General features: G+C 73.9%; 4 protein-coding genes. All 4 read left to right on the forward strand.

Annotation, left to right across the window (positions count from 1 at the left end; translation table 11 throughout):
• The first annotated feature begins 12 nt into the window (after positions 1 to 12).
• Genes BKD26_RS41655 through BKD26_RS29635 form a run of 4 tightly spaced genes read left to right on the forward strand, consistent with a single transcriptional unit; the run spans position 13 to position 12,509 of the window.
• Positions 13 to 8,169 carry a non-ribosomal peptide synthetase gene (locus BKD26_RS41655; RefSeq protein WP_241518908.1) on the forward strand — a complete coding sequence of 2,719 codons (8,157 nt, stop codon included), beginning with the start codon at positions 13 to 15 and terminating at the stop codon, positions 8,167 to 8,169.
• On the forward strand, positions 8,166 to 9,983 hold the full coding sequence (locus BKD26_RS29625; protein ID WP_084904494.1) for a condensation domain-containing protein: 1,818 nt from the start codon (positions 8,166 to 8,168) through the stop codon (positions 9,981 to 9,983). Before BKD26_RS41655 ends, BKD26_RS29625 begins: the two co-directional genes overlap by 4 nt.
• Positions 9,980 to 10,942, forward strand: coding sequence for an NAD-dependent epimerase/dehydratase family protein (locus tag BKD26_RS29630; RefSeq protein ID WP_084904497.1), 963 nt, complete (start codon positions 9,980 to 9,982; stop codon positions 10,940 to 10,942). The genes BKD26_RS29625 and BKD26_RS29630 overlap by 4 nt, the downstream gene beginning before the upstream one ends.
• Entirely contained in the window at positions 10,935 to 12,509 is a 1,575-nt protein-coding gene (locus BKD26_RS29635; RefSeq protein WP_084904500.1) for a glycosyltransferase family 2 protein, read from the forward strand. The genes BKD26_RS29630 and BKD26_RS29635 overlap by 8 nt, the downstream gene beginning before the upstream one ends.

The following is a 12,509-nucleotide window of genomic DNA, read 5'->3' on the forward strand; positions in this document are numbered from 1 at the left end:
GCCACCCACATCATCGGGGCGCTCCTCCGGCACGCCGACGCCACACCCGACCGCACGGCCTACGTCTTCCTCGAGGACGGGGAGAAGGAGACCGAACGGCTCACTTTCGCTGCGCTGCGCGACCGGGTCGCGGCTGTCGGCCGGACCCTGGCGGAGCGCTGCCCCCCGGGATCGCGCGCGGTGATCGCATACCCTTCCGGACCCGCCTACGTGCTGGCCTTCCTGGGCTGCCTGTACGCGGGCGTCGTGGCCGTGCCCTGCGACGTGCCGAGCCGTGGCCCCGGCCGGGAGCGGTTCGCGTCGATCGTCGCCGACGCCGAACCGGCCGTCGTCCTGACCGACAGCCCCGTGGACGGCCATCCATGCCTGGACGTCTCCGTCTCCGTGGCGCCCGGCGGCGCGCCGCGCCCCGCCTGCACGCCCGACGGCGACGACCCGGCCTTCCTCCAGTACACCTCCGGCTCCACCCGGGAGCCGCGCGGCGTCGTCGTCACCCACGCCAACCTCATGGCCAACGAACGCATGATCGCTGAGGCGTGCGGGCACGACGCCGAATCGACCTTTGTCGGCTGGCTGCCGCTCTTCCACGACATGGGCATGGTCGCCAATGTCCTCCAGCCGCTCTACTTGGGCGCGTGCGGTGTCCTCATGCCACCGGAGGCGTTCCTGCGCGACCCCGTCCGCTGGCTGCGCGCCATCTCCCGGTACCGTGCCCACACCAGTGGCGGCCCCAACTTCGCGTACGAACTGTGCGCCGGACGCATCCGCCCCGAGCAGACCGAGGGCCTCGACCTGAGCAGCTGGCGGGTCGCCTACAACGGCGCCGAGCCCGTACGCGCGGACACCCTCGCACGCTTTCACCGGCGCTTCGCGCCACACGGGCTGAGCGCCGAGGCGGCCTTTCCCTGTTTCGGTCTCGCCGAGGCCACCTTGATCGTGAGCGGCACACCCAAGGACTCCCCGGCCCGCGTCCTGGCGGCCGACGCCGCAGCGCTGCGCGCCGGCGAGGTACGCCCGGCCGAACCGGGCGCCGACGCCGTGCCGTTGGTCAGCAGCGGCCGTGCCGTGCCCCACACCGACATTCGCATCGTCGCCACCGCCACCGGCCGCGCCTGCGCCCCGGGAGAGATCGGCGAGATCTGGGTCGACAGTCCCAGTGTGGCCCGTTCCTACTGGCGCCGGCCCGAGGAGTCGGAGGCGCTCAACGCGCGGCTGGAGCCCGGCGGACCGCGCCATCTGCGCACCGGCGACCTGGGTGCCCTGGTCGACGGGGAACTGTACGTCACCGGCCGGCACAAGGACCTGATCGTCGTACGCGGACGCAACCACCACCCCCAGGACCTGGAGTGGACGGCGGAGCGCGCGCATCCGCTGCTGCGGCCGTCCTGCAGTGCCGCCTTCTCCCTGGAAAGGGGCGACGCCGGTGAAGCGGTGGTACTGGTCTGTGAATTCCGTGACGGCGCGGACCCCGGCGAGGCCGCCACGGCCGCCGCGGCGGTGCGGGCCGCCGTCCTCGCCGCACACGGCGTGGAGATCGACGAGGTCGCCTTCGTGCCCCGGGGCACCGTCCGCAAGACAACCAGCGGCAAGGTGCGCCGCCAGTGGTGCCGGGACCGCCACAGCGAGGGCGTGCTGCCCGTGTCGGCCGTCTTCACCCGGGTACCCCTGCCCGGCTCGTCGGCCGACCCTGGCTGGCCGACCCCGGCGACCCTACGCTCGGTGACACGCGACCGGGCCCTGGTCCTGCTGTCCCGGGCGCTCCTGCGTACGGTCGCCGCCCCGGACGGTGCCGGGGCCGGGGCCACCGCCCCGGACACCACCCTGGTCGCCGCGGGCCTGGACTCACTGGCCGCATTGCGTACGCACCAGGACCTGGAGGACCGCTACGGCGTGGTGCTGCCGCTTACCGCCCTCCTCGGCGACGCGTCGGCGAAGGACGTGGCCGCCCTCATCCTGAGCGCTCTGGCGGCGGAGCCCGAGGACACCACGGGCGTAACGGCCCGTCACGAGGCCCCGGACACCCCGCGCACGCCACCCGGCGCGGCCGTTCGGGAGTTCCCGCTTTCGCCGGGCCAGCGAGCCGTATGGTTCGAGCACCACGCGGTGCCCGGCAACACGGCCTACCACCTGGCCAGGGCACTGCGCGTCGAAGGGCCGCTCGACGAGCCCCGGCTGGCCGCCGCCGTGGACCGGGTGGTCGCCCGCCACGCGATGCTGCGCACCTGCTTCCCCGACCGGGACGGCGAGCCGGTCAACCGGGTGCTCCCGACCGGACCACGACTCGTGTGTGTGGACGCGTCCGGGATGACCGAGACCGCCCTCACCCAGACCCTCCAGCGCGCGGCCACCGCGCCGTTCGCCCTCGAGGACGGCCCGCCGGTCCGGTTCACCTGGTTCCGCCGGGGCCCGGGCGACGGCGTCCTGCTGATCAACGCGCACCACCTTGTCGCCGACTTCTGGTCACTCGTGACGATTCTGCGCGAACTGTTCGGCCCCGAGGAGCCCACCGCCGCTGATACTCCAGCGACCGAGCACCAGGGGGCCGCCGACTTCGCCACCCACACCGAGGCCCGGCGGAGGAGCCTGGAAGAGGACGGCGACCGGCTGTGGGCCCACTGGCGCGACGTCCTCGGCACCGCTGACCGCGCCGCCGCCCTCCCGGTCGACCGGCCGCGCCGTGCCCATCGCTCCTTCAAGGGCGCCCGCAGCGCCTTCCGGCTGCCCGCCGCGGCCCTCACCGCCGTGCGCGCGGTCGCCCGGGCACACGGAGCAACCCTGTTCCAGGCCCTGTTCGCCGCCCACCTGGCCGTACTGCACGACTGCACCGGACAGGAGGACCTCGTCGCCGGCATGCTCGCCGCCGACCGCCGGCGCGCCGCCACCGCCGACCTCGTCGGCCACCTGGTCGACACCCTCCCTATACGCTCCCGACGTGCCCCCGGTGACACCTTCAGCACCTTCCTGGAACGCACACGCGCCACCGTCCTGGACGCCCTGGACCACGCCGTGCCGTTCCCCGAACTGGTCGCGGCACTGCGGCCCGCCCGTTCCACGGCCCACGTGCCGCTGGTCCGCACCCTCTTCGTCATGCAGCGGGAACAGGGTGACGCCGATGACGGCTTCCGAGCCCTCGCGCTGAACGTGCCCGGCACCCTGCACGTGGGTGAACACACACTGCACAGCGTGCCCGTCGAGACCGGCGGAGCCCAGTTCGACATCTCCCTCTCAGTGGCCGAGGTGGGCGGACAGCTGGTCGGCGTCTGGGAGTACGACACCGACCTGTTCGACCCCGCCACCGTGGAGCTCCTCGGCGCACGCCTCACCACCCTGCTGCGCGCGTGTGCCGCCCACCCGGAACAGCCCCTGGTGCGGCAGCCGGTCCTCGACCCCGCGAGGACGCACCGACTGCGCGCGGCCCAGCACGGGCCGCACCGGGACCGGTCACCCGCCGACGCGCTGCACCTGCGGGTGGCGCGCCGGGCAGCAGTCGTGCCCGACGCCGCCGCCGTCACCGCCGAGGAACCGGACGGCACCGCGCACACCCTCAGCTACGCCGCCCTGGAGCGCGCGACCGCCGCGCTGGCCGCCCGCCTGCGGGCCGCCGGCGTCGGCGCCGAGGACCGGGTCCTGGTCCTTCTGCCTCGCGGCGTATGGCTGCCCGTCGCCTACCTGGCCGCCTGGCGCGCCGGTGCCGTCCCGGTCCCGGTCAACCCGGACGACCCGCCCGCCCGATGGGCCCTCATCGCCGAGGACAGCGGTGCCCGCGCCGTGCTCACCCAGGAGCCGGCCGGCCACGCGCTGGCCCCCGTCGCGCTCGACCCGGCGGACGTGACAGCCGCCCCCGCCCGTACGCGCCGTGGGACGCTGGGCCCCGTCCACCCACAGGCCGCCGCCTGCGTGCTCTACACCTCGGGCTCCACTGGGCGCCCCAAAGGCGTCGTCCTCACCCACGGCGGCCTCGCCAACCGCGTCGTCTGGATGGACGAGGCCTTTCGGCCCGGTGCCGACGAGCGCGTCCTGCACAAGACGCCGGTCACCTTCGACGTCTCGCTGTGGGAACTGATGTGGCCGCTCACCATCGGCGCCACCCTGGTCGTCGCGCCGCCCGGAGCGCACCGCCACGCCGAGCGCCTGCGGGACCTGATGGACCGACAGCAGGTGACCACCGCCCACTTCGTCCCCTCGGTGCTGGTCGGCTTCCTCGACGCACACGACCCCACCCGTCGGCCGCGCAACGCCGAAGCGCTGCGCAGGGTGTTGAGCAGTGGCGAGGAACTGTCCGAGAGCGCCGCCTCCCGCTTCCACGAGCGCCTCACCGCGGAGCTGCACAACCTGTACGGGCCCACCGAGGCGTCGATCGACGTCACCGCCTGGCACCGGGAGCCGGGGGAGCGGGGGCCGGTTCCCATCGGCCGCCCCCTCGCCAACACCGTGATCAGGGTGCTTGATGCCCATGGCCGGCTTGCTCCGCCGCCCGCGCGCGGTCAGGTGTGGATCGGCGGCGCCGCCCCCGCCCGCGGGTACCTCGACGCCCCGGCCGCCACAGCCCTCGCCTTCCGCCCGGACCCGTACGCCGAGGAATCCGGTGCCCGGCTCTACGCCTCCGGCGATCTCGCCCGGCTTCGCCACGACGGCGCCCTGGAGTTCCACGGCCGTACTGACGACCAGGTGAAGATCGCCGGAAACCGGGTGGCCCTCGGCGAGGTCGCCGAGGCGCTGCGCGCCCTGCCGGCCGTCCGGGACGCCGCCGTGGTGGCCCACGACGGGCAGTTGCTCGGCTACGTCGTTCCCGGAGGCGGGGCCGAGGACGAAGATCCTCAGCGGCTGGCCACGGCCGCCCGCGAGACGCTCCGTACGACCCTGCCGTCCTACCTCGTCCCCGCCGCCGTACGCACCCTGCCCTCACTGCCGCTCACCGGCGCGGGCAAACTCGACCGGAGCCGGCTGCCTCTGGCGGCCGCCCGGCCCGGACGAACCCGTGACGCGGACCAGCCGCCGGCCACCGGTCTGGAGCGCCGGCTCACCGCCCTGTGGGAGCGGGCGCTGTCGACCGAGGGGATCCGCGCCGACGACGACTTCTTCGTCCTCGGAGGCGACTCCATCACGGCGCTCCGAGTCGTGGGCGCCGCACAGCGCGAGGGCATCTCCTTCTCGGTCGGTGACCTCTACGACCATCCGACGGCTGCGGAACTGGCCCGGCACGTCACCGCGGCGGACCTCGGGCCGGCGACCGCCACGCCGCCGTTCGCCCTGTGCCCGCAGCCCCACCCCGCCCACGTGGAGGACGCCTACCCGCTGTCGACCACTCAGCGCGCCCTGCTGTTCCAGCGCGAGCACCACCCGGGCTACGAGGTCTACACGACCACCGTCACGGTCGGGAGGCCCCTCGACGCGGAAGCATTGCGCACGGCGATCCGCCGGCTGACGCTCCGGCACGCCTACCTGCGCTCCACCTTCGATCTGGCGGCGCGGCCCGAACCCCTCCAACTCGTCCACCCGTTCATGGACGTTCCCCTCACGGTCCGCGACCTGACCGTCCTCGGCACCGCGGCGGCCGAAGCGGACATGGCCGACTGGCTGGAGGAGGAACGGGGGCGGCCCTTCGACACCGCCCGCGGCCCGCTGATCCGCTTCACCGCACACGACCTGGGCGCGAGCCACCACCTCACGCTCGCCAGCTTCGGCCTCGACGGCTGGTGCACGGCGACCGTGCTCACCGAGGTCCTCACCGACGCCGTCCGGCCCACCGGCCCCGGAGCACCCCCGCCCCGCCTCGGCTACGCGGACTTCGTCGCCCTCGAACGCCGTGCCCTGCGGGAGCCGCGACACCGTGACTTCTGGGAACGTACGCTCGCCGGCGCCGCCCCGTGCCAACTTCCGCGCTGGGAACCAGTGCCCCGCCCCGTCCCCGCCCGGGTCCGCCGCGTGGTGCTGCCCGTGGACGACCCGGTCACCGAACGACTGCGCGCGGTGGCCCTCGAGTTGCGGGTGCCGCTCAAGTCGGTGCTGCTCGCCGCGCACCTGCGCGTGGTCCGGGTGACCGCCGGCACCGAGGACGTGACGACCGGTCTGGAGACCCACGGCCGCCCGGAAGGCCCCGACGGGGACCGCGTGGTGGGCGTCTTCAACAACATCGTGCCCCTGCGCCTGCCCGTGCGGAGCGGCACTTGGGCGGACCTGGTGCGTGCCGCGCACACGGCCGAACGGGCCCTCCTGCCACACCGGCGCTACCCACTGGCCCGACTCGACCGCGAACGGGGCGCCGCCCGCCTGTTCGACACGCTGTTCGTGCACACCCACTTCCACCTCTACGACCAGGTGCCCGCCGAGGTGTCACTCGACCCGACGAGCGTGCGGGCGCCGGACCAGACGTACGTCCCGCTCACGGCCCACTTCAACGTGGAGTCCGGTACGGGCCGACTCAGGGTCCTGCTGGAACACGACCCTCGCGAGTTCTCCGAGGAACAGACGGCCTCCCTCGCCGCCTCCTATGCCGACGCCCTGTCCGCCGTGTCCGGCGATCCAGGGGCCCGCTGGGACGCCGACATACGGGCCACGCCCCGAGTGCCCGTCGCCGAACCGCCGTTCCTCCCCGTCCACCGGCTCGTGGGCGCCGTCGCCCGCCGCCTCCCCGACCGCACGGCCGTCAGTGCCGGCCGCGACCAGCTCAGCTACGCGGGACTGTGGGCGGCCTCGGGCCGTCTGGCCGCCGCCCTGCGCGCCCGGGGCCTGGGGCCGGAGGACGTCGTGGCCCTGCACGGCACCCGGAGACCCGAAACCGTCGTCGCCCTCCTCGCCGTGCTCCGCGCGGGAGCCGCCTACCTGCCCATCGACCCCCGCTGGCCCGCCGCGCGCGTCGCGCTCCTCCTCGCCGACGCGCGGGCACGGCTGTACCTGGCCGCGCCCGGCGAACGGACCGGACCCCTGCCCGCCGACGTGCCCGTGCTGCGCACCGACACCGCCCCGCCGGCCGGGTGCGGCCCGGAACCGGACGTGCACCCCGAATCCCTCGCGGACGTGATGTTCACCTCCGGTTCCACCGGCCGCCCCAAGGGCGTCGGTGTGCATCACCGCGGCCTCGCGGGCTATGTGCGCTGGGCCGTCCAGGAGTACGGCATCGACGCGGACACCCGGTCTCTGGTGCACTCCCCGCTCGCCTTCGACCTCACCGTCACCACCTTGCTAGCCCCGCTCACCACCGGCGGAACGGTCGACCTCCTGCCCGACGACGACCCGGCCGCCACCGGCCGCGCGCTGCGTGCCGGTGGCCACACGCTGCTGAAGGTCACCCCGGCGCATGCCGACGCCCTGGCCGAACAGATCGCCCCGCTGGGCGGGGCTCCTGCCCTGCGGACCCTCGTGATCGGTGGTGAGCAACTGTCCACGAGCACCGTCGACGCCTGGCGCCGCATGGCCCCGTCGGTCGCCGTGTTCAACGAATACGGGCCCACCGAGACGGTCGTCGGCTGTGCCGTGCATCACTGTGCCGACGGCCCCGGGGACGACGCCCGGGTTCCCATCGGCACCGGTGCGGCGGGGGCGACGCTGACGGTGGTGTGCGCCCATCTGCCGGCCGCCGCACATGCCGTGGGCGAGCTCCATGTCGGCGGCCCGGGAGTGACCCGCGGCTATCTCGGCCGACCCGCCGCCACCGCCGCGTCGTTCGTGCCCGACCCCGGCGCCGTACGCTCAGGCGCCCGCGCTTACCGCACCGGCGACCTCGTGTCCCGCCGCCACGACGGGCTGCATGTCTTCCACGGACGCCACGACGACCAGATCAAGGTCGCCGGCCACCGGGTGGAGCCCGGCGAGATCGAAGCGGCGCTGCGCGCCCACCCCGGCATCCGTGCCGCGGCGGTCGTGCTGTCCGGCCGTCAACTCCACGCGTACATAGCCCCGATGACGCCGCAGCGGCCCCCGAAAGCGTCTGTGATCTTGAGCTGGTTGTCGGTTAGGCTGCCCGCACACATGATTCCGCACCGGTACGTCCCGCTGCCGGAACTCCCCCTCACGCCGAACGGAAAGGTGGACCGCGTCATGCTGCCGTCGCCCGAACGGCGTTTCGCCGAACTGCGCGACCGTGTACGCGGCTTGAGCCCGGAAGAGCTCCGCAGCCGGCTCGCCGCCGCGCGGGCCGCCGCCGACCGGGGGGAGCGGGACCGAACATGAGTTCCGACGACGCGGCCCTGACCCCCGCCCAGGAGGAACTCCTCGGACTCTGGCTCGCCGAGGAGGTTCCTGGTGCGCGGCCGGGGCCCGAGCGCCATGTCCCCCCGCGCAACCGGGCCGAGGCCGTCCTCGCGGACATCTGGGCCGAGGCGCTGGAGGTGCCGTGCGTCGGAGTGGCCGACGACTACTTCGCCCTGGGTGGTGATTCCGTGCTCGCCATCGTGGTCGTGGCGCGCGCCGCCGAGGCCGGCCTCGACGTCTCCGTACGCGATCTCTTCGAAGCGCGCACCATCGCCGGGCTCTCCCTGACCGACGACCGGCTCCGCACCGCACCCTTCCTGGTCACGGCCGCGGACGGTCCGTCCGCCACCGCGCCGTACGCCGCAGCCGACGTCGACCTGCCGCTCACCCCTCTCCAGGAAGGCATACTCTTCCACTCGTTGACGTCCGGCCGGCAGCGGGACGGCTACCTCGTCCAGGCGCACTGCCTGGTCACCGGACCGGTGGACCTGCCGCTCCTGCGCAGGGCCTGGGAGGCGGTGCACGCCGCGGAACCCGCGCTGCGTACCGCGTTCAGGCTGAGCGGGCCGGAGGGACCGCGCCGGTGGATCGCCCCGGTCGCGACCCTGCCCTGGACCGAGGAGCACTGGCACGACCGCGACGTGCGGGCCGCCCTCGCCGAATACCTGCGCCGTGACCGGGCGGCGGGGTTCGACCTGGAACATCCGCCCCTGTCGCGCGTCGCCGTGTTCCGGGAGGCCAGGGACCGCCACCGCATCGTGTGGACGCACCACCACCTGCTGCTGGACGGCTGGTCCCAGCAAATCGTCCTGCGCGCCGTGCTGGACCACTACGCCGCCCTCGCCGGGGCCGCTCTCGGGAGCACGCAGCAGCCACCTGCCACCAACGAGCCGGGCCCCGCGACGCCCGCCGAGCCACACGCCGTACCGTCCCCGGACGAGGAGGCCCACTGGCGCGGCCTGCTCGCTGGTGCGCGTCCCACCCTGCTCGCACCGGACCGGAACGACACCGGGGAGCCCCAGAGCCCGGTGCGCGCGGTGGCCACCGACGTCTGGCCGACGGGTCTCGTCACAGCCGTGGAGGCGTTCGCGGCTGACACCGGCGTTACCGTCGCCACCGTCCTCACCGGTTGCTGGGGCCTGGTCGCCGCAGCCCGCACCGGCGCCGAGGAAGCCGTGTTCGGCCTGACGGTGTCGGGCCGTAACCCGGAAGAGCCCGGCGTCGCCGCACGTGTCGGCATGTTCGTCAACACAATGGCCACCCGCGTGACCGCGAAGGGCCCGTCGACGGAGGCCTGGCTGCGGACACTGCAACGACGACTGACCGATTCCCGGCGGCACTCCGGCACTCCACTGAGCCGGGCCGTCCGCTGGTCGGGCCACGACCGGCTGTTCGACTCCCTCCTCGTCGTGGAGAACTTCCCCATGTGGCTCGCCCAGGGCACCCGGGTCGCCGGACTGGTCGTCGACGACATCGACGTGGTGCTGGACGAGGGCTACCCCCTGGTCGTCGAGGTGGCCACGTACGGCGGACTGGCCGTGCGGCTGCGCCACGACACCTCGGCCGTCCCCCCGACGGCGGCGCACGACATCCTCGGGGAACTGCGCGCCTGCGTCGAGCAGATGGTCACCGGCGCCGTAGGCACCCCGGGGGGACTGCGCACCGCGGTGGTGGACCACCGCGCCGGCGCGCGTGACCGGGCCGCCCACGCCCGGCGGGCCAAGGCACGGGATCTCCTGGCCACCGCACGGCGACGCCCGGTGCGCGGCGACGAACCGGGGGGCACGGGATGACGCGCGTCCTCGTCACCGGATCCTCCGGCTTCATCGCCGGCCACCTCGTCGAAAGGCTGCGACGCGACGGCCACCTGGTGCGGGCCGCGGGCCGCCGTGCCACGCCGGCGGACGAGTTCGTCGAGGCCGACCTGCGCGACGCCGAGCAGTGCCGCCGGGCGGTCGAGGGAACGGACGTGGTGTTCGCCCTCGCCGCCAACATGGGCGGCATCGGATGGACCCACCACGCTCCGGCGCAGATCCTCAGGGACAACCTCCTCATCTCCACCCACACTGTCGAGGCGGCCCGGGCCGCGGGCGTGTCCACACTGGTCTACGCCTCGTCGGCCTGCGTCTACCCCCGCTACCTGCAGAACCACCCCGACAGCCCGGCCCTGCGGGAGGACATGGTCTTCCCCGCCGACCCCGACATGTCGTACGGTTGGGAGAAGCTCACCGGCGAACTGCTGTGCGAGACCTACCGCGACACCTACGGCATGGACGTCAAAGTCGCCAGGCTGCACACCGTGTACGGGCCCGGGGCCGCCTATGCCGGGCCGCGCGCGAAGGCACTGATGGCGCTGTGTGCCAAGGTCGCCGCCGTGGAAGGTGACGTCGGCACCATCGAGGTGTGGGGCGACGGCAGCCAGACCCGATCGTTCTGCCATGTCGACGACTGCGTCGAAGGGCTGGTGCGGCTCGCCGCCTCGGACGTGACCACCCCCGTCAACATCGGTTCCGACGAACGCGTCACCATCGCCGAGGCGGTCCGGCTCATCGCGGACGCCGCCGGCAAGGACATCACCATGGGCTTCGCCCCCGACAGGCCGGTGGGACCCCTCGGCCGCAGTTCCGACAACACGCGGTGCCGCGAACTCCTCGGCTGGGCGCCCGGCGTCCCGCTGGCCGAGGGGATCCGCGGCACCTACCGCTGGGTCGCCGCTCACATGGCCGCCGAGAGGAGCCGAGCCGATGTCTGACCACGACGCCCCGAGCGCGGAGCGGACCCTGGCCCGGCTGCTGCTCGGGCACCTGCCCGGCAGACGTGACAGAAACCTCCAGGACCTCGCCACCGCCGTCCTGCGCGAGCAGGGTGCGCGCAGCCCCGTCCTCGCGACGGTCAACGCCACTCTGGCCGTGCGACGCGACCTCGCCTACTGGCTGCGGCTGGAGCCCCGCCGCCATTGGTCGCGGCTGACGTACCGCCCGGTGCCCCACGCCGGACCCGACCGCGTGCTGTCCCTGCTATGCCCCAGTCGAGGCCGCGTCGACAACCTCGGCTTCTTCCTCCGCAGCCTCCACCGCACCGCCGTCAAGCCCGGCCGCGTCGAGGTGATGGTGTACGTGGACGACGACGACCCGGCCCTGCCCGCGTACCGCCGGCTGTTCGCCCGTGCCGCGAGGATCTGGCCCCGGCTCGGCGAGTGCCGACTGGTCGTGGGTCCCCCCGAGGGCGTGCCGCAGGCATGGAACGCGCTCGCCGCCCAGGCATGTGGCGACCTGCTGATGATGGCCAACGACGACCAGGTCTACGTCGACCACGGCTGGGACACCACCCTGGACAACCGGGTCACGCAGTTGAGCGCGCTGCACGGGGACGACGTGCTGTGCCTGTACTTCGACGACGGCCAGTACACCGACGGCGGCCGCGACTTCCCGATCGTCTCCCGCACGTGGCACGACGTGCTCGGCTACTTCACTCCCACCCTCTTCCAGCAGTGGGAGGTGGAACGGTGGGTCTTCGACATCGCCCTGCGCCTGGACCGCTGCCACCCGGTGCCCGGTGTGTTCGTGGAACACCGCCACTACCAGGATTACAAGGCGCCCTTCGACGAGACCTACCAGCGCCACCGGATGACCCGTGAGAAGTCCCTCGCCGACCACGCCCTGTTCCTGAGCACCGAGCCGCAGCGCGCCGCCGAGGCCGAGCGGCTGCGCCGGGTGATGACGTCCAGGCCCAGGCGGGCCTTCACCGCCCCGGCGGCCCCGGACACCGTTCTGCCCGCCGCCGCCACGGTGCCGGTGACCCCGGCCGCACCCCTGGAGACCCCGGGCACGGTCGAGCTGCCCGAGCCCTGGTTCACCGGGCACCTCACGGCGTCCCGCGCGCGCGTCGCGTCGGAGGCGACCGCCTGGAAGGACCGCCTCACACCCGGCCAGACCCCCCACACCCTGCCCCTCTGGAGCGAGGGACGGCCCGCTCCGGGCCGTGACGACCACTTCCCGGCCACCCTCGACGTGCTCGCCTCGATACCCGAGATAGGAGCGACGAAGGACGGCACCGCCGTCCTCGAATGGTGGCCTGCCGGGAGCGGCGCCCCCGGATCCGTCGGCTCCCCGCAGCGGTCGACGACCCTGCTCCGGCTGTCCGGAGGCCCGGACCTCGGCCTCCGGCTCGACGGGCGCCCCCACCCCTGGCCGGCGGACGGCTGTGTCACGGTGCCCGGTTCCGTACGGCGGGAAAGCCGGAACGACGGTCCGGACGGCGTACTGCTGCTCGTCCTGAACACGGCGCGATCGCTCGCCGACGGTCCGAGCGAAGGATGA

Origin of the sequence: Streptomyces sp. CB03238 (genome assembly GCF_002099185.1) — a bacterium.
Classification (GTDB): domain Bacteria; phylum Actinomycetota; class Actinomycetes; order Streptomycetales; family Streptomycetaceae; genus Streptomyces.

Bases quoted from the DNA above. Each gene is read 5' to 3' on its own strand.
- BKD26_RS29625 (WP_084904494.1), top strand. From the start codon at position 8,166: ATGAGTTCCGACGACGCGGCCCTGACCCCCGCCCAGGAGGAACTCCTC.
- BKD26_RS29630 (WP_084904497.1), top strand. From the start codon at position 9,980: ATGACGCGCGTCCTCGTCACCGGATCCTCCGGCTTCATCGCCGGCCAC.
- BKD26_RS29635 (WP_084904500.1), top strand. From the start codon at position 10,935: ATGTCTGACCACGACGCCCCGAGCGCGGAGCGGACCCTGGCCCGGCTG.